The organism is Glycomyces algeriensis (assembly GCF_027622855.1).
Lineage (GTDB): Bacteria > Actinomycetota > Actinomycetes > Mycobacteriales > Micromonosporaceae > Glycomyces > Glycomyces algeriensis.
The window spans coordinates 405,335-431,121 of record NZ_JAPZVR010000003.1 but is presented as its reverse complement, the minus strand read 5'-3'; the positions used below and the strand labels follow the sequence as shown (position 1 = coordinate 431,121).

The following is a 25,787-nucleotide window of genomic DNA, read 5'->3' as shown; positions in this document are numbered from 1 at the left end:
CTAGTTGTAAGGGTCGTCGCCGGGCCTGATGTAGCCCCAGGCGAAGTCGGTCTCGCGGAAGGTCAGGTCCTCTTCCTCCGCCTCTTCGTCCTCTTCGGACTTCCCCTGCTTCTTGCGGGCCTCGGCCGCCTGCTGCTGTTGCTGCGGCGCGCCGCCGACCATCGCGGTCCTGGACCCGCCCGCGCCGCCGCCCGCGCCCCCGGCGGGGGCCGCGCCGGGCGCCCCCGGAGCGGTGAACGCGCCCGGCATCGTGCTCCCGAACGCGCCCCCGCCGACGGAACCGCCGGCCGGCGCGCCCGCACCGCCCGGGACCGAGCCGAAGCCGCCGCCCATGCCGCCGAACCCGCCGCCACCGCCGCTCGCGAGACCGCCGGCTACCTCGCCGCCCTCGCCCGCGGGCGTCGACTCCCAAGGGTTCGCGGGGGTCTCGGCCCCGGTCTCGGTCGCCGCGACCGAACCGTCGCCGCCCGGCGGTACCGGCGTCGGGTCCTGCGTCGTCTGCGGCGGCACCGGAGGCGCCGGCTGCTCCATGGCCGGGGGCTCGAGGTCCATGTAGGACGCGTCCGCGCTCTCCGGGTAGGACCGGTCCGACCCGGCCGTGCGCAACGCGGAGAGCTGCTCGCTCTGGCCCGCGCGCTTCTCGCCGATCGACTCGTCGATCGCCGCCTGCCGCTCGGTGTACGCCGCCAGCTCCGCGTTGATGCGCGAACCGAAGCTCGCCTTCGCCTCCTCGCCCGCCGCGACCCTCGCCTCCGAGACCACCGTGCCGACCACAGTGGAGGCTGCCTCGCCCGCCTTCTGCTCGATGAACGTCCGCACCTCCGCCGCCAGCGCCGGATCGGCACCGCCGAGCTCCAGTGCCTTCTCGGCCTCTTCGCAGGTCATCTGGATGCAGTCGCCGTGCCACCACGCGGGCCGCACGTGGACCGCCACCAGGTTCGTCCACTCGCCGTCCGCGCCGACCAGCGGTGCGGGGTAGGGGATCTCGCCGGAGTCGCCGCCCTGAAGCGTGTAGACCGCCTCCTCGCGGTGCTTGAGCTCCTGCGCGGCCGCCTCGATGTCGTCGAGGATGCCCTCCAGGAGGGTGCGGGCCTGGTCGGTCTGGTCGGCGAACGCGTCGAAGTCCGTTCCGGCCCAACCGGTCGAGAGTGCCGTCAGCTTCGTCTTGAGCTGGGCGGGCCAGTCGCCGATGACCGCGGCGACCTCTTCGTTCCAGCCGGTGCGCAAGCGCTGCAGCGAGAACGAGTCCGGGTCGATCGGGCGGACCGCGCTCACCGCCGCCCGGAAGTCGTCCTCCGTCGGGTACGACATGCCCTCGCAGAACGGCTTGAACCGGCCTAGCTGGCCCTCGACCGGGACCGCCGAAGCCAGCTGCTCCCAGTCGGTCTCGGCCGGGTGCGCGACCGGGTGCGGGCAGGCGCCCGCCGTGCAGCCCGCGCGCTCGGTCCCGGTCTCGAGGCCGGCGGTGTCGCCGAACGCGATGGCGGCACTCGCGGTCGCCGTCTCCATCTCGGTGTAGGCCGTGCCGTCGTAGGTGGCGAACGCCGTGTCGTCGTAGTCGAGAGTCCCCTCCCCATAGGTGATCGCGGTGTCCGTTCCCGAATCGGCCTCGAAGACCGTCACGAACTCGGACCCCGCATCGCCGCTGGGGGCCGAGCCCTCGATGAATCCGCCGTCGCTCATGCCGTGCACCTCCCTGGTTCGCTTCGCCCCCATGGAAGACCGGCCCGCACTGGAATCGCCACGACTTCGCTCTAGCCGCGGCGGGACGGGTCCGTGGCGGCGGGAGGCACATTGCAGGGGCAGCGCCGAACGGAGGGAGACCAGCGTGGACGAGGTGTACATGGAAGTGGAGCAGGTGCGCGGCGGCGGCGGCGACCTGCAGGCGCTGGCGCCGAAGGCCAAGCTGGCCTCCGACCGCGTGCAGGCCCCCGCGCAGACGGCCGCGTCGAGCAACAGCGGCTTCTTCACCGGCGACGCCGGCGTGCAGTGGCACGGGAAGTTCGACACGGTCACGGCCGGTGTCGAGCGCCGCGTCGACTGGCAGGGCGCGCAGGTGGCCTCGAGCGCCGACGAGCTCGAATCCTGCGACCAGGAGGTGCGCGGCCGGTTCCGCGCCATCGAGCGCCGCATTCCGATCCGCCGCGAGCAGTAGGAGGAGCCATGCCCGCATACGAGGAGGCGCTGGCCGCCGACCCCACCGCGTTCGTCGACTGCGCAACCGAGATGAGTGCCGCCGGGAACGACCTGACCGACCACCGGGCCGCGTACGACACGACGGTCACGACGATCAACGACGGCTGGCAGGACCAGGCGAACGCCGCGTTCAACGAGGACGTGGACCTGGTGGACGAGCACGTGGACGGGGTCGCCTCGCAGGTCGGCGAGGCCGCCGAGGTGCTGAGCACCGGCGGTTCGGCGATGGCCTCGCAGGTGGAGCAGTTGAAGGCCACCGATGCGGCCTACAAGGGGGCGGGGTTCGTGGTGCAGCCCGCGCCGAAGGTAGAGCTGGGGCCTGTGCACTGGGCGGCGATCGCGGCCGCCGGGCCGTTCGGGCCCGTGCTGCAGGCCGTGTTCCAGGCGCGCGCCGACGAGGGCACGATGCAGCTCACGACCGGGCTGGCCGTGCTGACGGCGGCCGATGTGGCGACCGGGACTGCCCTGACCGCCGCCGGTGAGGCGCTGGAGCCCTTGGAGGACAAGGGGCCTGCTGCCACCGACTGCCTGACCGTGAAGGACGACGGCGAGGACGGCAACATCGAAAAGGTCGAGCAGCGTGCGGACGTCAAGGACGAGACGGACACCGGCAAGGACACGGGCAAGGACGACAAGGGCAAGGAAGACGAGAAGGAGGACGACGACGAGAAGGACAAGGACGGCAAGGACAAAGAAGACGAGGACAAAGAGGACGAAGACCAGGATCAGGACGAGAAGGACCAGGACAAGGACGAGGACCAGCCGGGGGAGCAGCAGCCCCAGCCTGAGGTCCCGCAGCCCGACCGCGAGCAGCCCGAGAACGAGATCCCCGGGTTCGAGCCTCCGGACCCGGGCCCCGAGGTGCCCGACTTCACGGCCGACCCGTTCGTGCCCGGCGGCCCCGACCTGGGCGACCCTTGGAAGCCCAGCGAACTCGAGGAGTCTGAGGTGCCCGCGGGCGGCCTCGCCTCCGGCGGAGGCGGCGGTCTCGGCGGCGGGGGCCTCGGCTCGACCGACGTCCCCTCCGGTACTACGGGCACCGGCTCAGGCGGCGCGATGGGCCTCGTCGGCACGCCCGCAGGCGGCGGTCCGGCGGGCGTGCCGGGCGGCCGGCCCGGCGTCGGCGGCGGCATGCTCGGCGCACCCGGTGCGCGCGGGCCGCTGAACCCCGACGAGGAGTACGAGCGCGAGTCCTTCCTGACCGAGGACCCGGAGGACGACGTGTGGGGCATCGGCACGGACGAGGGCAACCCCTACGTCGACTACCAGGAGGAGCCGGCGATGCAGTCCGACCTGCCGCCGCTCCCGCCGGTGGAGGAGCTGCCGCCGTTCACCTTCCCGGACTTCGACCTGCCCGAACCCGGGAAGCCCTGAGATCCCGCGAGGGAGTCGGCCGCCACCGATCTTCGGCGTTCCCGCCCGGAGCAGGGGCTGCCGACGACGCAGAACGGCCCCTATCCTGAAAGGACAGGGGCCGTTCTCGCATCTACTCGGCTTCGAGGACCAGGAACAGGAAGCACAGGAACGCCGAGTCGGGCGTCTTGACCTCATCCGGGAACCGCTCGTGAGCGCCGGGCGCCGGCGGCGGCTCACTGAGGACCGCGATGCGGAATCCGGCTTCGACGAATGCCGCGATGAGCGCGGGCATCGGCCGGTGCCATTGCGACAGTAGGACGCTCTGACCGTTGAAATCGCTCTCCACGCCGTATTCATGGGTCGAGAAGTAGTCGCGGTCGGGGTTGAAGGCCTTGTAGACGTAGGGGTGGTTGACGGCCACGATGAGCCGGCCGCCCCGCACCAGCACCCGCCGCAGTTCCGCGAGCGGCGCCGCCCAGATCGCGGGCCGTGCGTAGTAGCCGTTGAGGAGGCTGGATTCGGTCTCGGCGGCGTACGCCTCGGCGAAGCCGTCGTAGTCGGCGGTCGGAGCCCGGTCGGAGAGCCCGGCGGGATTCTCGTGATCAGAAGACATCGGCCCATCCTGGCACGGCTCTCCGATGGCTTCTGGCGCAGCATGATCCATGTAGGACGGTTCCTTTCTCAGCGAGCGGTGGCATGGAACAGTGCGGTGAGGCGGTCGGAGGCGCGCCGCTGCGCGAGCGCGATCGCGGCCGAGACCGCGGCGGAGAGCTCCTCGTGGTCGGCGTCGACCGTGGCGTTCGGGACCAGGAACCGGAACGCGGTCAGCCGCCCCGCGAACGTCACCTCGGCCTCGCACAGGTCGTCGTCTGTGGCCTCGCTGGTGAACCGCTCGGGGGAGCGGTCGATCCACTCGCGCAGGTCCGCCGAACGCGCATCGGGCTGGGACCGCGCCAGCAGGTCCGCGGCCGTGCGCTCGGCGCGCATCACGTGCTCGGCACGGGCCGCTTCGGCCGCGTCCCAAGCAGTCTGGACGGCCTTGGCCACGGCCCGGCCGCTCATCCGGTCCACCGTGGGGCTCAGCGCGAGCGACCCGAGACGCCCGGTGTAGTCCAACCGCAGCCAGACCACGCGGCCCGGGTCGGTGCCGTCGAACCCGGCGCTCATCAGCTGCGCGGCGAGCGCGCCCGCCTTGGCGGCGGCCCGCGCGGCGTCCGCGAACCGCTCGCGCGTCGGCGCGCCCTCCAAGGCCCGCAGTGCGTTGTCGCGCACCGGCCCCTCGGGCAGCCAGCCGGCGGCGGTGTACGCCGCCCGCAGGCGGTCCTCGTAGTCGTCAGGGATGGCGATCCGGTCCATGGTGGACTCCTCCTCGGCTCGTTCGGCGCTTCGTCCCCAGATCCTCGCCCCGGCCGCCACGGATCCGCCCTCGAATCGCCATGCCTCAGGGCCGCATCGGCGTCGCACCGCTGTGGGACAATGGAATTCCCTCGAACCGCGGTGCTGAAAGCGACGACCATGACCCTCGACGTGCGCCTGCTCGGACCCCTCGAAGTCCGCGTCGACGGGCGTCCCGTCTCCTTCCCGCGAGGCAACGCCACCACGATCCTGGCGCTGCTGCTCGACGACGCGGGCCGCGTGATCTCCATGGGCGGCCTCGTCTCCGGCGTCTACGGCGACGAGCTCCCGCTCGATCCCGAGGCTCAGATCCAGAACACCGTCGGCGTGCTGCGCCGCCAGCTCGGCTCCGCCCGCGGCCGCATCGAGACCGTCGGCCGCGCCTACCGCTTCCGCATCGCCGAGACCGAACTGGACACGCTGCGCTGCAAGGCGAAGGAGTCCCAGGCCCGCACGCACCGCCGCGAAGGCCGCAGCGACGAGGCCGCCGCGGTCCTGCGCGAAGCGCTGGCCGAATGGCGCGGCCCCGCGCTCGCCGACCTGCCCGGGCGCGCCGCCGGCGCCATCGGCCGCCGCCTCGACGAGTACCGGCTCATCCTGCTCGAGCAGCGCATCGACGCCGACATCGACTCCGGCCGCGCCCCGGCCGCCGTCGAGGAGCTGCGGCAGGTCCTCGCCGTCCACGACTCCCGCCAGCGCCTCGTCGCCCTCCTCATGCGGGCCCTCCACGCCTGCGGGCGCACCGCCGAGGCCCTCGACGCCTTCGCCGCCTTGAAGGAGCGGCTCGCGGACGCCCTCGGCGCCGACCCCAACCGCGAACTCGTCGAGCTGCACACCGCGATCCTGCGCGACCAGCCCGCAGAACCCGCCCCGGCCGAACCGCCGGAGGCGATCGCGACCGCCGCGGTCCCGGCGATGCTGCCGCGCACCACGCGCCGCTTCACCGGCCGCGAGAACGAGATCCTGGCGCTGGACCGGTTCCTCACGGACGCCGGCGCCGAGTCCGGGCTCGCCGCCGTCACCGGGATGGGCGGGGTCGGCAAGACCGCGCTCGCCGTCTCCTGGGCCCACCGGGTCGCGCACCGCTTCCCGGACGGGCAGCTGTACTTCAACCTGCGCGGCTTCGACCCGTCCGCGCCCGGCGCCCGCCCCGAAGACGTGCTCGGCGAAGCCCTCGCCGCACTCGGCGTCCCCGCCGAACGACTCCCCGCCGGGCTCGACGAACGGGCCGGCCTCTACCGCACGATCCTCGCCCAGCGGCGGGTCCTCATCGTCCTCGACAACGCCCGCGACGCCGCGCATGTGCGCCCGCTGTTGACCACCGCGCCCGGCTCGTTCACGATCGTGACCAGCCGCGACCGGCTCACCGGCCTCGACATGAGCGAAGGCGCCGAGGTCGTGCACCTCGGGCTGCTCTCCGAGGCCGACGCCGAAGCGCTGCTGGCGCGGCGGCTCGGCCCCGAGCGCGCCGCGGACGACCAGGCGGCCGTCCACCGCATCGCCGCCGCCTGCGGGCGGCTCCCGCTGGCGCTCACCCTGGTCGGCTCCTGGTCCGCCGCCGACCCCGCGCTCACCCTCAACTCGCTGGCCGACCGGCTCGCCAGCACCGGCAACCTCCTCAACGTGCTCGTCACCACCGACCACGCCTCCGATCCGCGCGCGGTCTTCGACAGCTCCTACCAGCTGCTGGGGGAGCGCGACGCCCTCGCGTTCTGCCTCTTCGGCCTCCACCCCGGCCCCTCGCTCACCCCCGCCGCGCTCGCCAGCCTGATGGGCGCCCCGCTCGCCGAGGCCCGCGCCGCCCTGGCCGCGCTCGCCCAGATCAACCTCGTGGACCGCTTCCCCGGCGGCCGGTACGGGGTCCACGGGCTCATGCGCGACTACGCCGCCGAGTGCTTCGCGGACGAGGTGCTCGAAGCGGAGCGCCGCGCCGCGGCCCTGCGGATGCTCGAGCACTACCTGGTCGCCGCCCACCGGGCCGACCGGCGCGCCACCCACCGCTTCGACCCCGGACCCCCGGCCCCGGGCGTCTTCACCGAGCTCGTCGTGGACGCCCCGACCTGGTTCTCGGCCGAGCACGCGGTCCTCCGAGGGCTGCTGCACGTCGACGCCGGCTTCGGAACCGACCTGCGGGTCTGGCAACTCGGCTGGCTCCTCGCCGAACGCTCGCTCGACCGGCCGGAGGCGCTCCTCGCGGTCCAGACGCCCGCGCTGGCCGCGGCGCAGCGGCGCGGCGACGCGTTCGAGCAGGCGGTCTCCTTGGGCTACTTGGGGATCGCCCAGCACGCTCTCGGCGATGCGGACGCCGCCCGCGCCAGCGTCGAGGGCGCCGCGCGGTTCGCCGAACGCGACGGCCGCACCTGGACCCGCGGCTTCGCCACGTACGCCGCGGCCGCCGCCTCCGGGCGCGAGCGCGAGGCCCAGACCCTGCGCACCCGTCTCGCCGCCCTCCCCGTCGACCACCGCGACGCCCCCCGCCTCGCCTAAGGATCGCTCAAAACCCAAGCGCCGCAACACCATTCAGTCCACGGGCCCGACCATCGCGGTCGGGCCCGCGATGCCGCGCGCCCTCGCGGGTTGACACCTGTCGGCGCCTACGTGCTATGGTTCATTAGTCAAGTAATGAACCTATGGACCAACGAACCATTCGCTCTACACCGAAGGAGGCGAGATGTTCGATGACGGCACGCCGATCTACCGGCAGATCGCCGATCAGATCAAGGCCGAGATCATGAACGGCTCGCTCGAACCGGGAGGCAAGGTCATGTCGACCAACCAGTACGCCGCCTTCTACCAGATCAACCCCGCCACCGCGCAGAAGGCGTTCCGGGAGCTGGTCGACGAAGGCGTCCTCTACAAGCAGCGCGGCGTCGGCATGTTCGTCGCCGACGACGCCCGCGAGCGGCTCGCCGCCGACTTCCGCGAGCGGTTCTTCGAGCGCGTGCTCGCCCCCCTCGTCCAAGAGGCCCGCCAGGCCGGCATCCCCCTCACCGCCATCATCGACTACCTCCAGAACCAGGAAGGCGCCCGCAAATGAGCTTCTCCGCCACCCTCCGCGACGTCACGCTGAAGTACCGCGACACCGACGCGCTCGCCGACGTCAACCTCGACCTCGAAGCCGGCAAGATCTACGGCCTGCTCGGCCGCAACGGCGCCGGCAAGACCAGCCTCCTCAGCCTCCTGGCCGCCTTCCGCAAGCCCACCGGCGGCGAGGTCCTCGTCGGCGGCGAGCCCGTCTGGGAGAACGCCGGGATCGTCTCCCGCGTCGCCCTCATCCGCGAAGGCGGCGACTTCGACGACTCCGACTCGGTCAAGTCCACCATCGAGACCGGCCAGATCCGGCCCGCCTTCGACACCGCCTACGCGCTCAAGCTCGCCGACCGGTTCGAGCTGCCGCTCAAGAAGAAGGTCCGCGAGCTCTCCCGCGGCAAGCGCTCCATCCTCGCCGCGATCTGCGGCCTCGCCGCCCGCGCCGAGCTCACCATGTTCGACGAGGTCCACCTCGGCATGGACGCCCCCACCCGGGACGCGTTCTACAAGGAGCTCCTCGCCGAGTACATGGACCGGCCCCACACCGTCATCCTCTCCACCCACCTCATCGACGAGGTCGCCAACTACCTCGAAGAGGTCGTCATCGTCGACAAGGGACGCATCCTGCGCCACGAGGAGGTCGAGGTCTTCCAGAACATGGGCGCCACCCTCACCGGCCCGGCCGCCGCCGTCGACGCGATCGCCGCCGGCCTCGAGGTCCTCGCCGAGCAGCAGCTCGGCGGCACCAAGAGCGCCACCGTCGCCGCCCTCGAGCCCGGCACCCGCGAGCGCGCCGCCGCAGCCGGACTCGAGATCGGCCCCGTCGGCCTCCAGGACCTCTTCATCCACCTCACCGAACCGAACCGGAACGGAGCCTGACGATGTCGTCCCTCGCGAACCTCTCGCTGCCCAACCGCCGCTTCGCCCTCGGCCTCGGCCTCGCCGGAGAGGGCCTGAAGTACTTCAGATACTGGATCGCCGCGGCCGTCGTGCTCGCCTTCCTCGGGCCGCTCGCGCTCTCGCTCTCCACTGAGATCGAGCTCTCGACCTGGTTCTACACCGCGAACGTCGGCAAGTGGTTCACCGCGTTCGTCGCCGGCGGCTTCCTCTACGCGCTGGTGCCCAACATGATCGCCGCGGGGTTGACCCGCCGCGAACTCAGCGCCGCCATGGGCGTCTTCGGCCTACTGTGGTCGATCGCGATCGGCGTGCTCGTCTTCGCCGGGCTTCTCGTCGAACGCGTCTTCTACGACGCCATGGGCTGGACCCAGGGGATCCAGCTCAACGACACCATCACGACCCTCGGCTCCTGGGGTGAGACCGCCGCCTTCGCCGCGGTCTACCCGCTGATGTACCTCGCGTACTTCGCCGCCGGGGCCGCGATCGGCGCCGCCGCCTACCGCTGGGAGGGCAGCGGCTGGCTGCTCCTGGTCCCCGTCCTCCCGGTCGTCTTCAGCCTCGACAACGCGCTCTACGACACCGAGCCGTTCGGTCCGGGCTGGATGGGCTTCCTCGGCCGGTTCATGGACGACTGGGGCCGCGCCGCGGTCCTCGCCGCGATCGTCGCCGTCGCACTCGTCCTCGCGGTCGCCGCCCGCCGGATCCTCATCGACATCCCGCTGCGCTCCAAGAAGGCCTGATCATGGAAACCCGACTCGCCCAGCGCCGCTACCGGTTCGGCTGGCGCCTCTTCACCGGCGCCACCACCTGGCTCAAGTGGTGGCTGCTCACCGGGATCGTGCTGATCCCCGTCCTCTCCGCACTGCTCGCCGACGTCTTCGAACTCGGGCTGTGGTCCATCACCGCCGCAGTCCTCCAGTGGTTCGCCGCCGGCACCGCCGGGATGCTGCTCTTCGGCAACCTCGCCGTCTGGGTCTCCCGCGGCTGCACCCGCCGCGAGATCACCGTCGCCTTCATGCTCTTCGGCGTCCTCGCCTCCGTCGCCCTCGCGGCCTACCTGACCTTGGGCTTCATCGCCGAGCACGCCCTCATGGCGCTCGTGGACGAACCCCCGACGAGCTTCGGCGCCGCCCTCGCCTCCGGCGTCCGCTACCTCGCCATCACGCCCGTCTACTGCTTCGCCGGCGTCCTCGTCGCCGCGCTCGCCACCCGCTACGGCGGCAGCGGCGGATTCACCACAGCGGTCCTCTTCGGCACCGGCGCGCTCTACGCCGCGACCCTCTACCTCGAGTTCAACGACGCGTGGTTCGACCCGGGCCGCTCCACCGCCCTCTCAGCCATCGCCGCCATCGTCCTCGCCGCGGCCCTGGCCGCCGGATGCGCCGCCGCACTCCGCTCGATCCCGGTCCGGGGAAAGCAGGCCTGACATGAACACCGCACTCGCCCAACGCAAGTACCGCCTCGGCCTGCAATGGTCCGCCGAGGTCGGCAGGACCGTCGGCCTCGGGGCCCTGATCGCCTTCGCGGCACTGCAGCTCGTCCAGCTCGGATTCCGCCTCGCTATCGGCTTCGAAGGCGACTACAGCGTCTACCTCCTCCGCTACGCGCCGTTCGTCCTCACCGCCATCGGCTGGGCCTACCTCTTCAAGGCTTTCCCGCGCGCGATAGCCACCGGCATGACCCGCAAGGAGCTCTTCGTCGCGTTCGCCGTCTTCAGCGCGGTCGTCCTCGCCGGAAGCGTCGCCTTCATCGAACTGGTCAAGCTCTGCCACAACCTCGTCGGTGCCGGAGACCTCGGCCGACTCGACCTCGGCGGCGCGGCCCTGCTCGAAACCCTGATCCGCACAGCCGTCTACTTCACCGCCGGGGCCGCCGCCGGCGCGGTCATGGCCCGCTTCAACGGCCGAACCCTCGGTGCGGTGCTCGCCGGGGTCGTCATCGCGGTGCTGATCTTCCGACCGATCCCGTTCCAACTGCTGTTCACGGAGTTCGCCGAAGGCAAGGTCTTCGAAGTCGAGTTCCCCGGCAGCGAGGAGTTGCTGGCTCCGATGGACGCCGTCCTCACCGTCGTGTTCGTCCTGATCGTCTGGCTCACGCTCGCCCGGGCGCCGATGTCCCACAGAAAAGCCTGAACCATGGGACTCCTCGACCTCGCCGTGCCGTTCCCCGTGGTCGTCCTGCTCGTGTGCGCCACCGCCTGCCTCGTCGCCGGGCTCATGCGCGCCGCCGACCGGGCCGCCGAGGCGGGCGCGGCCGCGGGCCCGGCGCGGCGGCCCGGATCCGCACCACACCGGGCGCCGACCCCTCACGCAGCGCGTCCGGCGGGTGGGACACTGGTAGACGGCCAGTACACGCATCGGAAGGTCAGCACATTGTCGATCCAGCCCATCCGCATCTTCGGCGACCCGGTCCTGCGCACCGCCGCCGAGGACGTCGACACCTTCGACAAGGAACTGCGGGGCCTCGTGAAGGACCTGCTCGACACCATGCGCGACGAAGGCGGCGCCGGGCTCGCCGCGCCGCAGCTCGGCGTCAGCAAGCGCGTGTTCTCCTTCGACGTCGACGACGTCATCGGCCACATCGTCAACCCCGTGCTCGAGTTCCCCGACGAAGAGGAGCAGGACGGCCCCGAAGGCTGCCTCTCCCTCCCCGGCCTCTACTTCGACACGGTCCGCCGCCAGAACGTCGTCGCCAAGGGCTTCAACGAGTACGGCGACCCCCTCCAGATCGTCGGCACCGGCCTCATGGCCCGCTGCCTCCAACACGAGACCGACCACCTCGACGGCATCATCTTCATCGACCGCCTCGACTCCGACCGCCGCAAGGCCGCAATGGCGGAGATCCAGTCCCAGGACTGGTACAACGAAGACGTCAAAGTGAAAGTCACCCCCCACGACTCCAAGGGTGTGTTCTTCAAGCGATGAGGATCGTCTTCGCCGGGACCCCGGAGGTCGCACTGCCGACCCTCGAGGCCCTCCACGCGTCCGACCACGAAGTGGCGGCGGTCCTGACCCGCCCTGACGCGCGCGTCGGCCGCGGCCGCAAGGTCTCCCGCTCGCCCGTCGCCGCCTGGGCCGACGAGCACGGCGTCGAAGTGCTCACCCCCGCCAAACCGCGCGAACCCGAGTTCCTCGCGCGCCTGCGCGAACTCGACGCCGACATCGTGCCCGTCGTCGCCTACGGCGCCCTCGTGCCGCCCGCCGCCCTCGCGATCCCGCGCCTGGGCTGGATCAACCTGCACTTCTCGCTCCTGCCCGCATGGCGCGGCGCCGCCCCCGTGCAGCACGCCGTCCTCAACGGCGACGAGATGACCGGCGCCTGCGTCTTCCAGCTCGAGGAAGGCCTCGACACCGGACCCGTCTACGGCCGCCTCACCGAGCCCATCGCCGCCACCGACACCTCAGGCGACCTCCTCGACCGCCTCGCCGTCGCCGGCGCCCGCCTCACCGTCGACGTCGTCGACGCCCTCGAGGCCGGCATCATCACCGGCGAACCGCAGCCCGACGACGGCGTCTCCTACGCCCCCAAGATCGCCGTCGACGACGCCCGCGTCCGCTGGACCGACCCGGCCTTCGCCGTCGACCGCCGCATCCGCGCCGTCACCCCCGCCCCCGGGGCCTGGACCGAGTTCGAAGGCCAGCGGCTGCGCCTCGGCCCCGTCCGCCCCGACCCCGAAGGCCCGCGCCTCGCCCCCGGCGCGATCAGCCTCGCCAAGCACCACGTCCATGTCGGCACCGCCACCGACCCGGTCCTCCTCGACCAGGTCCAGCCCGCCGGGAAGAAACCCATGGACGCCGCCGCATGGGGCCGCGGCCTCCAGACCGAGAGCCCGGTGTTCACATGAGCGACAAGCGAAACCGCAAACGAGCGCCCGAGAACGACCGTCCGAAGGTGAACCCGCGCCGCGTCGCGTTCGACGCGATCAACGCCGTCACCGCCGACAACGCCTACGCCAACCTCGTGCTGCCGCGGATGCTCGCCGAGACCGACAACTCCGGCCGCGACGCCGCCCTCGCCACCGAGCTCACCTACGGCACGCTCCGCAGCCTCGGCACCCTCGAAGCGATCCTCGCCGCCGCCTCCGGCCGCGAGATCCGCCAGCTCCAGCAGGACCTCGTCGACGCCCTCTGCCTGGGCGCCTACCAGCTCCTGTACATGCGCATCCCCGCCCACGCGGCCGTCGCCACCACCGTCAGCCTCGTCAAGGCGGCCGTCTCCCCGCGCGTCTCCGGACTCGCGAACGCCGTGCTGCGCAAGGTCGCCGCGAAGGACCTCGAGCAGTGGACCGAGGAGCTCGCCACCGGCGACCGCCTCCACGACCTCTCCCTGCGCTACGCGCACCCGCAGTGGATCTCGAGCGAGTTCGAGTCGGTGCTCGGCCCCGAGGAGCTGCCGGCCGCGCTGGCGGCGGACAACGTGGCCCCCCCGGTGCACCTGTGCGCCAAGCCCGGCCGCATCACCAAGGGCGACCTGTCGCGCGAGTCGCGCGGCGGCGGGCACGGCCAGTGGTCGCCGTACGCGGTCTACATGCCGAGCGGCGACCCCGGTCGCCTCCCGGCCGTGGCCACCGGCCTCGCCCACGTCCAGGACGAGGGCAGCCAACTGGTCGCCCTGCAGCTCGCCGAAGCCTCGCTGGAGGGCTCGGACAAGCGGTGGATCGACCTGTGCGCCGGGCCCGGCGGCAAGACCGGCCTGCTCGGAGCGGTTGCAGCCCAACGGGGCGCGGCGATCGACGCGGTCGAGATCCAGTCGCACCGCGCCGAACTCGTCTCCAAGGCCTCGCGCGGCCTGCCCGTCACCGTCCACACCGGCGACGGCCGCACCTTCGGCAAGGCGGGTTCCGCCGACCGGGTGCTCGTCGACGCCCCGTGCTCGGGGCTCGGCGCGCTGCGCCGCCGCCCGGAGGCGCGGTGGCGCAAGCAGCGCAGCGACATCGACGACCTGGTGCCGCTGCAGCGCGAGCTGCTCGTCTCGGGCCTGCGGCTGGCGCGGCCGGGCGGCATCGTCGCGTACGTGACCTGCTCGCCGGTGATCGCCGAGACCGAAGCGGTGGTCGAGTCGGTGCTCAAGGACGGGGGAGCGGAGCTCGTCCGTCCCGAGTGGCTCCTCAAGCGCGTGCCCGGTGCCGAGCGCGGCGAGTTCGTGCAGTTGTGGCCGCACCGCCACGGCACGGACGCCATGTTCCTCGCGCTGCTGCGCAAGACCGGCAACCGATAACACTCCAGCTGCAGGGCCCCTTCCCGCGTCACGGTGCGAACCGGTCGCAGGAAGGGGCCCTGTTTTTTCGGGCGGGGCACCGAAAGCCCCACATTTTGGAAGCGCTACCATTCATAGACAGGGGTGAATATATCCCCGGGTTACCGGCACAACTGACCCAAGGAGCACCTGATGAACCGACGAAAGCGCCTCGCGGCGATCGTCGCGGGAATGGCGACCGCGGTCGCCACCGCGCTCAGCGCGGGCTTCCTCCTCAGCCCCAACGCGGGCGCACAGGAGGACGTCTCGGCGCAGGCCCAAGCACTATGGACGAACCCGAACACGGGGGCGGCCCGCTGGGTGAACCAGAACCCCAACGACTGGCGCACGAGCATGATCCGCGACCGGATCGCCGAGACCCCGGCGGGCAACTGGTTCACCCAGTACCAGCCCACCGGCGGCATCGCGGCCCAGGTCGCGGCCGTGGTCGACGGCGCCGCCGCTTCCGGGGCGGCCCCGATCATGGTCGTCTACGGCATCCCCAACCGCGACTGCGGCGGCCACTCCGGCGGCGGCGCCCCGAACCACGACGCCTACCGCGGCTGGATCGACGCCATCGCCGGCGAGATCGACGGGCCCGCATACATCGTGATCGAGCCCGACGTGATCGCGCACGACTGCCACAGCTCCACTGAGCGGGCCCAGATCAACGCCTCGCTCTCCTACGCGGCGCAGAAGCTCAACGCCGCCGACCCGGCGGCCAAGGTCTACCTCGACGCCGGCAACTCGGCCTGGCTCACCGCGTCCGCGGCCGCCAGCCGCCTCCAGGCCGCCGGTCTCCAGTACGCCGACGGCTTCTCCCTCAACGTCTCCAACTACCGCACCACCGACGAGACCACCGCCTACGCGCAGCAGGTCCGCAACATCGTCGGCACGAGCAAGGGCGTCGTCATCGACACCAGCCGCAACGGCAACGGGCCGCTGAACCCGCCCAACCCGAACGACTGGTGCGACCCCGCGGGCCGCGCGGTCGGCAAGTTCCCGACCACGTCCACCGGCGTCACCGGCATCGACGCGTACCTGTGGGTCAAGCTCCCCGGCGAGGCCGACGGCTGCGCCGGCTCGGCCGGCCAGTTCATCCCCGACCTGGCCTACCAGCTCGCCAACAACGCCGGCAGCGGCTGGCCCGGGCAGGTCGAGCCGACCGACCCGGTGACCTCCCCGACCGACGACCCGACCAGCGACGACCCCACCACCGGCGGGCCCGGCGAGACCGACTGCACCATCCACATCGACGCCGTCAGCACCTGGAACGGCGGCTGGCAGGGCAAGGTCTCCATGACCGCGGACCAGGCCGTCAACGGCTGGACGATCTCGTGGACGTGGCCCGGCACCCAAGCGGTCACGAGCAGCTGGAACACGCAGCTCACGACCTCCGGGAAGACGGTGACCGCCAAGGACGTGGGCTGGAACGGCTCCGTCGCGGCGGGCCAGACGAAGGAGCTGTTCGGCTTCGTCGCCTCCGGCTCGCCGGCCGATATGGACGTCCCCTGCTGACCTGACATCACAACCGACACCTAGGACGCGGTCGGTGAGCCAGAACGGGCTGCTCCCGGCCCATTCGCCCGCTCGCTGCGCTGTCGGGCCTCCGAATACGACACCGGTATTCGGAGGCCCTTTCGCAGTCTCGGCGAAGCTTGCGAGCCGTCAATCGGCATGGCGAGCAACGAATGGTCTCGGGCGCAGCTCCGCCCTGACTCACAGACCGGGCCCGTGTCCGACCCGCGCCGCGGCTCTGCGACCTACACTGTCCCTGTGGCACAGTTCCGAACGGCGCAGGCCGACACCGTCATCGCCCCGAGCCTCCTGGCGGCGGACTTCGCCCGCCTCGCCGAGGCGGCCGACGCGGTCGAGGGGAGCGTCGACTGGCTCCATGTCGACGTCATGGACAACCACTTCGTCCCCAACCTCACGCTCGGCCCGCCGATCGTGAAGTCCCTCAAGGCCGCCACGGACATCCCGCTGGACTGCCACCTCATGATCGAGGACCCGAAGCGCTGGGCCCCCGGCTACGCCGAGCTCGGCGCCTACAACGTCACCTTCCACGCTGAAGCCGCCGACGACCCCGTCAGGCTCGCGAAGGACCTGCGCGCCGCGGGCTCCAAGGCCGGGCTCGCGATCGACCGCGACACGCCGGTGGAGGACTACCTCGAGATCCTCCCGGCCTTCGACACGCTCCTCATCATGACCATCAAGGCCGGCTTCGGCGGCCAGAAGTTCATGCCCGAGCTGCTCGCGAAGGTCCGCACCGCCCGCGCCCACGCCGACTCCGGCCACCTGGAGCTGCGCATCGAAGTCGACGGCGGCATCGCCGACGACACCATCGCCGCCGCCGCGGAGGCCGGGGCCGACGCGTTCGTCGCCGGCACCGCGGTCTACGGCGCGGCCGACCCCGCCGATGCGGCCCGGCGCCTGCGCGCCCGCGCCGACGCGGCGCGATCATCGGGATGACGCGCCATGCGCCCGCCCGTCCCCCACCCCCGCCCGACAGCGAGTAAACGCTGTGGCTAATACCCCCACCGAACTGGTCCTCATCGCCGACAACGACGCCGAGATCGCCGAGTTCCTCGCCGCCCGGCTGAGGGCCGACGGGTTCGACACCGCGCTCGCCCGCGACGGCTACCAGGCCCTCGCCGGGATCGCGCTGCGCCGGCCCGGCATCGTCCTGCTCGAGGCCGACCTGCCGTTCATCGACGGCCTCGCCCTCACCCGCCAGCTCCGCGCCGACCCGGCCACCGCCAGCCTGCCGCTCATCCTCCTCGGCGCCGGGCCCTCCTCGGCCGACAAGATCGCCGGCCTCAAGGCCGGGGCCGACGACTTCATCGCCAAGCCCTTCGACCCCGCCGAGGTCTCCGCCCGCATCGACTCCGCGATCCGCCGCCACCGCGAGGTCCGCGAGTCCTCCCCGCTCACCGGCATGCCCGGCAACGACCGGATCCTGCGCGAGCTCCAGTCCTGGATCAAGCGCGGGGACCCGTTCGCCTTGTGCTACATCGACATCGACCAGTTCAAAGCGGTGAACGACGTGTACGGGTTCGTGCGCGGCGACGAGTTCATCCGGGCCCTCGCCGAGTGCGTCTACGCCGCCGCCGGGGACGCCGGGGCCGCCCCGGTCTTCCTCGGCCACGTGGGCGGCGACGACTTCACGATCCTGTGCCTGCCCGAGCACGCCGAGGCCGTCACCGGCTTCCTCAACGACCACTTCGCGCGCCGCGTCCGCCAGCTCTGCGAACCCCGCGACGTCGAGCGCGGCTACATCGAGCACGCCGACCGCACCTCCCGGCGCCTCACCCGCTCGCGCCTGCCCACGCTCTCCACCGGCGTCGCCCTCTCCACGGTGCGCCGCTTCGCCGACGCCTACGAGGCCGTCGCCGAGGCCACCACCCTCAAGAGCGTCGCCAAATCCCACCCCGGGAACTACGTGGCGTTCCCCGAGGGCCGTGCTCCGGGGCGCACCAACCGCCGCCCCGTCTTCTGGACGAACGAGCGCTGAGCACGCCCGGCGATCAGTAGGGTGCGTCACAGTGGGGACCGCGGCGGAATATCCCCGTGGCACAATTCCTTGTAGCAAACGCGCGTCAGCGGGGTCGGTGCAATTCCGAGCCGGCGGTGAGCGGCGAAAGCCGCAAGTCCGCGACCCGTCCGCAACCAGCGGACGGTTGACCTGGTGAGAATCCAGGACCGACGGTTAAAGTCCGGATGGGAGCAGACGCAACGGAGGTGGCCACTGGTGGCCCCTGCGAGCTTTTCTCCTGCCCCCGCCTGCGTACCCGAAGGTAGTTCGCAGCAGGTAGGGAGTTCCAACCGTGTTCACCGGAATCGTCGAAGAACTCGGCGAAGTCGTCAAGGCCAGTGAAGCGTTCCTGGCCGTCCGCGGGCCCGTCGTCAGCTCTGACGCCGCCCTCGGCGACTCCATCAGCGTCAACGGGGTCTGCCTCACCGTCGTGAGCGTCGAAGGCGATGTGTTCACCGCCGACGTCATGGAGGAGACGTACCGCCGCTCGGTCATCGGGAAGCTCGAACCGGGCGACAAGGTGAACCTCGAACGCGCCGCCACCCTCACCACCCGCCTCGGCGGGCACCTCGTGCAGGGCCACGTCGACGGCGTCGCCGAGATCACCGCGCGCACTCCCGCCGCCGAATGGGAGGAAGTCACCTTCCGCCTCCCCGAAGGCCTCGCCAAGTACGTGGTCGAGAAGGGCTCCATCACCATCGACGGCACCTCGCTCACCGTGGCGGCCATCGACGGCGACGAGTTCACCGTCGGCCTCATCCCCACCACGCTCGAAGCGACCACCTTGGGCCGCAAGCAGGTCGGCGACCCCGTCCACATCGAGACCGACGTCGTGGCAAAGCACGTCGAGAAACTCCTCCTCTCCGCAGGGAGCATCTGATGAACGACATCCGCATGGACACCGTCGAAGCCGCGATCGCCGCGATCGCCGCCGGACGGGCCGTCATCGTCGCCGACGACGAAGGCCGCGAGAACGAGGGCGACATCATCTTCGCCGCCCAGGACGCGACCCCCGAGCTCGTCGCCTTCACCATCCGCCACACCGGCGGCTACCTGTGCGTGCCGATGCTCCCCGACCGTGCCGACCTCCTCCAGCTGCCGCCGCAGGCGGCCGAGAACCAGGACCCGCGAGGCACCGCCTACACGGTCACCGTCGACGCCCGCCGCGGCATCGCCACCGGCATCTCCGCCGCCGACCGCGCCCACACCATCGGCGTGCTCGCCGACCCGGGCACGGTCGCAGGCGACCTGAGCCGCCCCGGCCACGTGGTCCCGCTGCGCGCCAAGGAAGGCGGCGTGCTCGTCCGCACCGGCCACACCGAGGCCGCCGTGGACCTGGCCCGACTCGCGGGCAAAGAACCCGTCGGCGTCCTCAGCGAGATGATGAACGACGACGGCACCATGATGCGACTGCCCGAGCTCCGCGAGTTCGCCGACGAACACGGCCTCGCACTCATCACCGTCGCCCAGCTCGTCGAATGGCGCCAGCGCAACGAGGTGCACGTCAAGCGACTCGCCGAGGCCCGCCTCCCGCTCGAGTCCGGCCAGTTCACCGCGATCGGCTACCGCGCCGTCTTCGACGGCAACGAGCACGTCGCACTCGTCAAGGGCGACATCGGCGACGGCCGGGACGTGCTCGTGCGCGTCCACTCCGAATGCCTCACCGGCGACGCCTTCGGCTCGCTGCGCTGCGACTGCGGCCCCCAGCTGCAGGCCGCGCTGCGCGCCGTCGAGGCCGAGGGCCGCGGCGTCGTGCTCTACATGCGAGGCCACGAGGGCCGCGGCATCGGCCTGGTCCACAAGCTCCAGGCCTACCAGCTGCAGGACCAGGGCCGCGACACCGTGGACGCGAACCTCGAGCTGGGCCTGCCCGCCGACGCCCGCGACTGGGCCATCGGCGCGCAGATCCTCGACGACCTCGGCATCAAGTCGATGCGCCTGCTGACCAACAACCCGGAGAAGCGCGCCGGGATCGAAGGCCACGGCCTCGAGGTCCTCGACCGGGTCGCCCTGCCGACCTACGCCACGCCCGACAACCTGGCGTACCTGACGACCAAGCGCGACCGCATGGGCCACCTGCTGGCCGACCTCCCCGCGCCCGTCCTCGCAGGGAAAGAGGCCGCATAACATGGCCGGACACGGAGCACCCGCCGTCAACGTCCCCGACGCCGCCGGGCTCACCCTCGGCATCGTCGCCACGGACTGGAATACCGAGATCGTCGGCCAGCTGCTCAAGCGGGCCCTCGAGGCCGCCGCCGACGCGAAGGTCGCCGACGTCAAGGTCCTGCACGTGGCCGGCGCCGTCGAGCTGCCGATCGCCGCGCAGGCGCTCGCCCGCAAGTACGACGCCGTGGTCGCCCTCGGCACCGTCATCCGCGGCGGCACCGCCCACTTCGACTACGTGTGCAAGTCCGTCACCGAAGGGCTGACCCGGGTCGCGCTCGACGAGTCGACCCCCGTCGCCCACGGCGTGCTCACCGTCGACAACCAGGAGCAGGCCCTCGCCCGCGCCGGCTACCCCGACTCCACTGAGGACAAGGGCTACGAGGCGGTCGTCGCCGCCCTCGGCGCCGCGCTGGCGATCCGCTCGCTCGACTAGAACGAAGCAGACAGGCCCGGACCACGAGGTCCGGGCCTGTCTGCTCGTGTCCCAACGGTATTCAGGCCCGCAGGCCGTCGAGCAGCCGGTCCAGGGCCCGCTCGGTGGCCGCGAGCGCGTCCGGGTCCTTCGAGCGCGCGAGCCACAGCGCCGCCTCGTTCATCGCGCCCGAGAGCAGCCGCGCGAGCGGCTCGACCGGCTGCGGTGCGATGGTCCCCGTTGCGATGAGGCCTTCGAGCGCCTCGGCGAGGTGCCGGGCCGAGGCGTCCTCGTCCATCGACCGCCACTCGTCCCACCCGAGCACGGTCGGCGCGTCCACCAGCAGGATGCGGCGCACGGCCGGGTCGGCGCCGGCGGCCAGGAACGCCCGGCATCCGGCGCGCAGCTGCTCCCAGGGGTCCTCGACGCGGTCGGCCTCGCGGGCGACGCGCTCGCCCAGCTCCGCCTGCACCTCGGCGACCACGGCCCGGAAGAGCCCGAGCTTGCTGCCGAAGTGGTGGTAGGCCGCTCCCTTGGTGGACCCGATGGCCTGCGCGACGTCGGCGAGCACGACCTCGTGGTACCCGTCAGCGGCGAAGCGGCGCCGCCCTTCCTCCAGCAGCGCCCGGCGCGTCGCCTCCCGCTGCTCGATCCGCGTTCCCGCCATGCCCGCTCCGATCCGAATTCACATACCCGGGGTATGTTAACATTCATTTCACATACCCGAGGTATGTGAAACCGACCCTCCAGGAGACCGCCATGGGCACCCGACTCAGCAGCTTCTACCCGGTGATCGCCACTGCCGACGTCGCCGCCGCGCACGACTTCTACGTGCGCCACTTCGGCTTCGCGGCCACCTTCACCGCCGACTGGTACGTCAGCCTGCACCGGCCCGACGCCCCGCAATATGAACTGGCGCTGCTCGACGCCGCCCACCCGACGGTCCCCGAAGGGCACCGGACGCCGCTCAAGGGCGGCCTGATCCTCAACTTCGAGGTCGACGACGTGGACGCCGAGCACGCGCGACTGGTCGGCGAGGCCGGCCTGCGGGAGCTCCTGCCGCTGCGCACCGAGGCGTTCGGCCAGCGCCACTTCATCGTCGAGGCCCCTGACGGCGTCATGGTCGACGTCATCACCGTGGTCCCCGCCGAGGGCGAGTTCGCCGAGCAGTACGCGCCCGGCCACGAGCCGGGGGAGTAGCCGCTCAGCTGTAGTGCTGGAACTGCGGCCAGAGCTCGTCCCATGCCATGACCGGGCCGCGGCAGACTCCGATCACCTCGCCCTGCTCCTCGTTGTCGATCCCCAGGCCGTTGTCGAGTTCGGCTGCTCGCTCGCACGAGTCGAAGAAGCGGCTCACCGCGGCGAGGTCCACGCCCACGGTGACCACGGTGCGGGTCGCCGCCGGGGGCGGGCCGTACTCGTGGAGCTGGTTGTGGCCGCTGACGATCGGCGGCAGGCCCTCGCCGTACCGCTCGAGCGCGCCGGCCTCGCCGTAGTTCGCGGTCAGGACGGCCGCGTTCGCGGCGTCCTCGGCGGGCAGGGCGGCGACCACGGCCGCGACCTGGTCCGTGTACGCCTGCCAGCCGACGCCGTCAGGGACTGAGCTGTTCATCGCCGAGATCGGGGTGCCGCCCACGTCGGCCACCGGGAGCAGCGGCAGCGCGACGAGCGCGGAGATCGCGCTGTTGAGCGCCACACCGGCGACGAGGAGCCCGCGGCGGCGGCGCGTGGCCGCCCAGGCCGCGACGGGGATGCATCCGGCCGCGTACAGGGCGATGACCAGCCCCATCGAGTAGTAGAACTGCCCGCCGCTCACCAGCGTGATCACGAGCAGGATCGGATAGGCGACCGCCAGCGCCCGGACCGGCCGCCAGTCGGGCCTGCGCAGCAGCGCGACGATGCCGGTGATCCAGACCGGCACTAGGAACAGCCCGATCAGCAGCAGTTGGAAGGGCAGCAGCAGGATCCGGTTCTCGGTCCCGTCGGTCTCGTTGATCGCCGCGGCCATCTCGAACTGCGGCCAGTCGTGCAGCGCCTGGTAGACCAGGTTCGGCGAGCCGATCACCAGCGCCAGGGCCGCGCCGGCCCACAGCCATTTCGAGGCGAGCGCCTTGCGCGGCCCGACCGCGAGCAGCGCCAAGCCGATGCTCAACAGCAGCAGCACGATCAGGTGCTTGTTGTACAGGCCGACACCGGCGACGGCCCCGACCGCGAGCCACCACCTCGGCTCGTCCCGCAGCAGGGCCTTCACGGTGAACAGGAGCGCGGCCGTCCACACCACCAGGTCGACCGAGTTCGTCGAGAGCTGGTGTCCGAAGGCCAGCGCGACCCCGGCGAACGCCAGGCCCCACACGCAGAGCGCCTGCGCGGCCCTGCCGCCGCCGAACTCGCGCGTCAGCAGCGCGGCGATCCACAGCAGCCCGACCATGCACAGGATCGAAGGGAACCGGAACGCCCACAGCGAATCGCCCAGCAGCGCGATCGAGGCCTGCCCCAGCAGCGGGGTGAGCGGCGGCTGGTCGACATACCCCCATGCGGGCTCGAGCATCCGGAAGTACAGCTCGTCGCGGTGGTAGTCGTAGCGGCCGTTGAGGATCGCGAGGACCGCGGCGAGCGCCGCGCTCGCCAGGACCGGGTGCACGCGGAAGAGTGGGCGCATCGGCAGGGGCCTTTCGAGGGGTCGAGGGGGATCGCTCCTGTCCACAGAGCATCCCGCACGGCCCCCCGCCGTGCAAGGTCAGCGGGTGTCCCGGATCGTCTCGATCGCCTCGTGGAAGGCGGGGGTGGCGCGTTCGAAGTGCTCGGTGAGCACGGCGATCTCGGCGGGGGAGCAGTCGGCGAAGACCGCGCCGAGCTGCTCGCGGGCCGGCGCCAGCGCGGCGTCGAGCTCGATGTCGTTGTCCTCCACGGCCTCCACGAGGACGCGGCGGCGGTCGGCCGGGTCGGTCACGCGGCGGACGAGGCCGTGCTCCTCCAGCCGGTCGATGAGCCGCGTGGTGGCCCCGGTGGTCAGCCCGGTCTTGGCGGCGAGTTCGCCGGAAGTCATGCGGCCGTTGAAGGCGAGCGTGCCGACGGCGTACAGGTCGGTCGGACCGAGGCCGACGGCCTGCGCCGTGGCCAGGCCGTGGAGCACGATCGCGTTCAGGTACGGCGCGTAGACCGCACCGAGCTTCGCGAGGTCCGGCCTTGACATGACAGATTCCCTTCCTTAAGCTGATATCTGCATCAACGCAGATAATGAATCAGCGCAGCAGATGCAGCATCAAACTACCAGAGGGAACGCCCGTGAGCACCGAGCAGATCACCGCACTCATCGACGCCACAGTCGCCGCCTGGGCCTCCGGGGACGGTGAGGCCTACGGCTCGCACTTCACCGCCGACGCCACCTACGTCACCTTCGTCGGCACCTGCTACACCGGCCGCGAGGAGATCGCCCGCGCCCACCAGGCCCTGTTCGACAAGTTCCTCCAGGGCAGCGTGCTCGCCGACGAGATCCTCGGCATCCGCTTCCTGAGCCCGGAAACGGCGGTCGTCACCAGCCGCGGCGACGTCGGCAAGCACGGCTCGCGCCCCGCGAAGCTCACCAAGGTCCAGACCTACACGGTCGTGCGCGAGGCCGACGGGCAGTGGCGCATCGCCGCCTTTCAGAACACCAAGCGCAAGGCCCTCATGGAGAAGATCTCGTTCGCCTTCGCGCCCGAGACCGCCCCCGCCGTGCGTTGAACCCCGGCCGCCCGCGTCACCTGACCCGGCGGCTCACTTGGCGTCGATCCGCGCGAAGTACGCGTCGACCAGCGGCTTGCCGATGCCGGTCATCCACTGCTCGAGGGTGAGCAGGGCCGGGTGGATCCGCCGCAGCGCCTCGATGTCGACGGGGATGCGGTGCCGGTTGAGGATGCCCAGCATCTTCGCGGTCGAAGGGCTGTCATCGGAGACCTGCTCGGCCGTGATGCCGACGTAGGGCACCTCGCGCCCCACGACGCGGCCGATGAGCGCGGCCTTCTCGGTCTGCGTGAGGTCGTCGCCGGCCAGCTCGTACACCTTCCCGGCGTGCGCTTCGGGGTCGGCGAACGCGATCGCGGCGAACGCGGCGATGTCGTCGGCCGCGATGTGCGGTTCGAACGTGTCGGCGTCGAGCATCGAGACGAGCACGCCGTCCTGGAGCTCGCGGAAGGAGTCGAACGTGTTCTCCATGAACGAGGTCGGGCGCAGGATCGTGTGCGGCACGCCGCTCGCCCCGATCGCGCGCTCGGCCTCGGCCTTGCGCTGGAGCATGTCCATGTGCGGCTCCAGCGGTCCGCCGACGCCGACCGACGAGGAGTGGACGAGGTGCACGACCCCGGCGGCCTTCGCCGCCGCGCCGAGTTTCGCGGCGCTGCGCTCCTCGTGCCCGAGGTCGTCGCCGTACGGCCCGCCCTCGTAGGCCCCGGCGTGGACGCTGAAGACGCCGAAGGCGCCCGCGGCCGCCGCGTCCAGGGAGGCCCGGTCGTCGAGGTCGCCGGCGACGACTTCCGCCCCGGCCTCCTTGAGCGCCTTGGCCTTCGGGCTCTCGGGGTTGCGGGTGAGGGCCCGCACGTGCCAGCCGTCGGCCAGCAGGCGGGCGGCCACGGCCCCACCTTGGCGGCCCGTGGCGCCAGTGACGAGGATGGCCTTGTCGTGGGTCTTCTCTGCAGCAGGCATGGGTGTTCCTTTCCGTAACGGGCTCCGCGGACTAGTATCGGGAGCGGCAACCCGGTTGATGAAACGGAACACTACACCCGTTTAAGCGAGTCCGCGAGAGGGGGACCCATGGTCCGACAAGCACAGGAAAGGCCCGCGGCCCAGCGGGCCGAACGCGCCGACGCCCAGCGCAACCGCCAGAACGTCCTCGAGACCGCCGACCGCCTCTTCGCCGAACGCGGCGCCGCGGTCTCCCTCACCGAGATCGCCACCGCCGCAGGGGTCGGCGCCGGCACCGTCTACCGCCACTTCCCGACCAAGGACGCCCTCCTCGCCACGGTGCTGGACCAGCGGCTCGGCCACATGGGCGAGTTCGGCGAGCAGGCCCTCGCCATGGACGACCCCGAAGCGGCCTTCTTCGCCTACCTGCGGTTCATCACCGAGCAGGCCCTCGCGAACCGCGCGATCTGCGAGGCGCTGGCCGCGCGCGGGGACTGGATGGAGCCCTCCAAGAGCGAGGGTCGGTGCGTCATCGACAACCCGCTGTCGCTCCTGCTCGGGCGGGCACAGCAGGCCGGGGTCGTACGGCGGGACATCGACTCCCAGGACGTGCGGGCGCTGCTCTCGGGCTGCACCGCCATGGCCGACAACCCCGAGCGCGCCGGTCGCCTCACGGCGGTCTTCTGGGACGGCCTCCGGACGCAACGAAACGCCGAGACGCGTAACGAAACATCAATGCATCCCGAGTTCCGTAACGAAACGAAACGAAACTGCCCGGTCTGCGGCGACCCCCTCCCGGAGGCCGCGACCGGCCGTCCCGCGAAGTACTGCTCGGCGGCCTGCCGCCAGAAGGCGTTCCGGGAGCAGCGCAAGACTGCGTAGTCACACGGCCTTCCCCTCTGG

27 protein-coding genes and 1 riboswitch are annotated in these 25,787 nt (G+C 71.7%); of the genes, 20 read left to right on the top strand and 7 right to left on the bottom strand.

The features are described from left to right. Positions 1–1,683 carry a hypothetical protein gene (locus O2L52_RS08230; protein ID WP_270114887.1) on the bottom strand — a complete coding sequence of 561 codons (1,683 nt, stop codon included), beginning with the start codon at positions 1,681–1,683 and terminating at the stop codon, positions 1–3. Positions 1,684–1,828: 145 nt separating this feature from the next. On the opposite strand from O2L52_RS08230, the gene O2L52_RS08225 reads away from it, so the two are divergent. Continuing rightward, a complete protein-coding gene (locus O2L52_RS08225) occupies positions 1,829–2,155 on the top strand; it encodes a hypothetical protein (protein WP_270114886.1) in 327 nt (108 codons plus the stop codon). Between the two features lie 8 nt (positions 2,156–2,163). After that, positions 2,164–3,570, top strand: a complete 1,407-nt coding sequence (locus tag O2L52_RS08220; protein ID WP_270114885.1) for a WXG100 family type VII secretion target — start codon at positions 2,164–2,166, stop codon at positions 3,568–3,570. 112 nt (positions 3,571–3,682) lie between these two features. Here the strand turns inward: O2L52_RS08220 and O2L52_RS08215 are convergent, their stop codons facing one another. Both O2L52_RS08215 and O2L52_RS08210 read right to left on the bottom strand, forming a co-directional pair. Further along, complete coding sequence (locus O2L52_RS08215; protein WP_270114884.1) at positions 3,683–4,165, bottom strand: hypothetical protein; 483 nt, start codon at positions 4,163–4,165, stop codon at positions 3,683–3,685. Positions 4,166–4,233: 68 nt separating this feature from the next. Further along, the gene (locus O2L52_RS08210) at positions 4,234–4,908 is read right to left on the bottom strand and encodes a hypothetical protein (RefSeq protein ID WP_270114883.1); all 675 of its coding nucleotides are present in this window, start codon (positions 4,906–4,908) and stop codon (positions 4,234–4,236) included. Positions 4,909–5,028: 120 nt separating this feature from the next. On the opposite strand from O2L52_RS08210, the gene O2L52_RS08205 reads away from it, so the two are divergent. The 15 genes from O2L52_RS08205 (at position 5,029) to ribH (ending at position 20,246) form a co-directional block, all read left to right on the top strand. Next, positions 5,029–7,434, top strand: coding sequence for an AfsR/SARP family transcriptional regulator (locus tag O2L52_RS08205; RefSeq protein ID WP_270114882.1), 2,406 nt, complete (start codon positions 5,029–5,031; stop codon positions 7,432–7,434). Positions 7,435–7,618: 184 nt separating this feature from the next. Next, positions 7,619–7,984 (top strand): GntR family transcriptional regulator, encoded by a 366-nt coding sequence (locus O2L52_RS08200; RefSeq protein ID WP_270114880.1) that lies wholly within the window; start codon positions 7,619–7,621, stop codon positions 7,982–7,984. Beyond that, positions 7,981–8,856, top strand: a complete 876-nt coding sequence (locus tag O2L52_RS08195; protein ID WP_270114879.1) for an ATP-binding cassette domain-containing protein — start codon at positions 7,981–7,983, stop codon at positions 8,854–8,856. Before O2L52_RS08200 ends, O2L52_RS08195 begins: the two co-directional genes overlap by 4 nt. Before the next feature lie 2 nt (positions 8,857–8,858). Continuing rightward, positions 8,859–9,617: a hypothetical protein gene (locus O2L52_RS08190; RefSeq protein ID WP_270114878.1), complete on the top strand. Its 759-nt coding sequence runs from the start codon at positions 8,859–8,861 to the stop codon at positions 9,615–9,617. A 2-nt stretch (positions 9,618–9,619) separates the two neighbouring features. Further along, complete coding sequence (locus O2L52_RS08185; RefSeq protein ID WP_270114877.1) at positions 9,620–10,303, top strand: hypothetical protein; 684 nt, start codon at positions 9,620–9,622, stop codon at positions 10,301–10,303. 1 nt (position 10,304) lies between these two features. Next, complete coding sequence (locus O2L52_RS08180) at positions 10,305–11,009, top strand: hypothetical protein (protein ID WP_270114875.1); 705 nt, start codon at positions 10,305–10,307, stop codon at positions 11,007–11,009. A 240-nt stretch (positions 11,010–11,249) separates the two neighbouring features. Further along, positions 11,250–11,801, top strand: coding sequence for a peptide deformylase (gene def / locus O2L52_RS08175; protein WP_344473122.1), 552 nt, complete (start codon positions 11,250–11,252; stop codon positions 11,799–11,801). After that, positions 11,798–12,721 carry a methionyl-tRNA formyltransferase gene (gene fmt / locus O2L52_RS08170; RefSeq protein ID WP_270114873.1) on the top strand — a complete coding sequence of 308 codons (924 nt, stop codon included), beginning with the start codon at positions 11,798–11,800 and terminating at the stop codon, positions 12,719–12,721. Before def ends, fmt begins: the two co-directional genes overlap by 4 nt. Beyond that, on the top strand, positions 12,679–14,094 hold the full coding sequence (locus tag O2L52_RS08165; RefSeq protein ID WP_373897024.1) for an RsmB/NOP family class I SAM-dependent RNA methyltransferase: 1,416 nt from the start codon (positions 12,679–12,681) through the stop codon (positions 14,092–14,094). Before fmt ends, O2L52_RS08165 begins: the two co-directional genes overlap by 43 nt. 171 nt (positions 14,095–14,265) lie before the next feature. Further along, positions 14,266–15,630, top strand: a complete 1,365-nt coding sequence (locus O2L52_RS08160) for a glycoside hydrolase family 6 protein (RefSeq protein WP_270114871.1) — start codon at positions 14,266–14,268, stop codon at positions 15,628–15,630. Between the two features lie 258 nt (positions 15,631–15,888). Beyond that, entirely contained in the window at positions 15,889–16,584 is a 696-nt protein-coding gene (gene rpe / locus O2L52_RS08155) for a ribulose-phosphate 3-epimerase (RefSeq protein WP_270114870.1), read from the top strand. Between the two features lie 52 nt (positions 16,585–16,636). Continuing rightward, positions 16,637–17,626 carry a GGDEF domain-containing response regulator gene (locus O2L52_RS08150; RefSeq protein WP_270114869.1) on the top strand — a complete coding sequence of 330 codons (990 nt, stop codon included), beginning with the start codon at positions 16,637–16,639 and terminating at the stop codon, positions 17,624–17,626. Positions 17,627–17,706: 80 nt separating this feature from the next. Then, a riboswitch (FMN riboswitch) is annotated at positions 17,707–17,848 on the top strand. A gap of 91 nt (positions 17,849–17,939) precedes the next feature. Continuing rightward, complete coding sequence (locus O2L52_RS08145; RefSeq protein ID WP_270114868.1) at positions 17,940–18,527, top strand: riboflavin synthase; 588 nt, start codon at positions 17,940–17,942, stop codon at positions 18,525–18,527. Continuing rightward, on the top strand, positions 18,527–19,774 hold the full coding sequence (locus O2L52_RS08140; protein WP_270114867.1) for a bifunctional 3,4-dihydroxy-2-butanone-4-phosphate synthase/GTP cyclohydrolase II: 1,248 nt from the start codon (positions 18,527–18,529) through the stop codon (positions 19,772–19,774). Before O2L52_RS08145 ends, O2L52_RS08140 begins: the two co-directional genes overlap by 1 nt. A gap of 1 nt (position 19,775) precedes the next feature. Continuing rightward, on the top strand, positions 19,776–20,246 hold the full coding sequence (ribH, locus tag O2L52_RS08135; protein WP_270114866.1) for a 6,7-dimethyl-8-ribityllumazine synthase: 471 nt from the start codon (positions 19,776–19,778) through the stop codon (positions 20,244–20,246). Between the two features lie 61 nt (positions 20,247–20,307). On the opposite strand, the gene O2L52_RS08130 is transcribed toward ribH, so the two are convergent. Beyond that, positions 20,308–20,892, bottom strand: a complete 585-nt coding sequence (locus O2L52_RS08130) for a TetR/AcrR family transcriptional regulator (RefSeq protein ID WP_270114865.1) — start codon at positions 20,890–20,892, stop codon at positions 20,308–20,310. 92 nt (positions 20,893–20,984) lie between these two features. Between O2L52_RS08130 and O2L52_RS08125 the strand changes: the two genes are divergently transcribed. Then, positions 20,985–21,425, top strand: coding sequence for a VOC family protein (locus O2L52_RS08125; protein WP_344473119.1), 441 nt, complete (start codon positions 20,985–20,987; stop codon positions 21,423–21,425). A 4-nt stretch (positions 21,426–21,429) separates the two neighbouring features. On the opposite strand, the gene O2L52_RS08120 is transcribed toward O2L52_RS08125, so the two are convergent. Next, complete coding sequence (locus O2L52_RS08120; RefSeq protein WP_270114863.1) at positions 21,430–22,884, bottom strand: glycosyltransferase family 39 protein; 1,455 nt, start codon at positions 22,882–22,884, stop codon at positions 21,430–21,432. Positions 22,885–22,962: 78 nt separating this feature from the next. Beyond that, positions 22,963–23,418 carry a MarR family winged helix-turn-helix transcriptional regulator gene (locus O2L52_RS08115; RefSeq protein WP_270114862.1) on the bottom strand — a complete coding sequence of 152 codons (456 nt, stop codon included), beginning with the start codon at positions 23,416–23,418 and terminating at the stop codon, positions 22,963–22,965. A gap of 92 nt (positions 23,419–23,510) precedes the next feature. On the opposite strand from O2L52_RS08115, the gene O2L52_RS08110 reads away from it, so the two are divergent. Then, the gene (locus tag O2L52_RS08110) at positions 23,511–23,948 is read left to right on the top strand and encodes an SgcJ/EcaC family oxidoreductase (protein ID WP_270114861.1); all 438 of its coding nucleotides are present in this window, start codon (positions 23,511–23,513) and stop codon (positions 23,946–23,948) included. 33 nt (positions 23,949–23,981) lie between these two features. Here the strand turns inward: O2L52_RS08110 and O2L52_RS08105 are convergent, their stop codons facing one another. Further along, positions 23,982–24,905: an NmrA family NAD(P)-binding protein gene (locus tag O2L52_RS08105; RefSeq protein WP_270114860.1), complete on the bottom strand. Its 924-nt coding sequence runs from the start codon at positions 24,903–24,905 to the stop codon at positions 23,982–23,984. A 108-nt stretch (positions 24,906–25,013) separates the two neighbouring features. Here O2L52_RS08105 and O2L52_RS08100 point away from each other — a divergent pair, with 108 nt between their 5' ends. Continuing rightward, positions 25,014–25,766, top strand: coding sequence for a TetR/AcrR family transcriptional regulator (locus tag O2L52_RS08100; RefSeq protein WP_270114859.1), 753 nt, complete (start codon positions 25,014–25,016; stop codon positions 25,764–25,766). Positions 25,767–25,787: the final 21 nt, after the last annotated feature.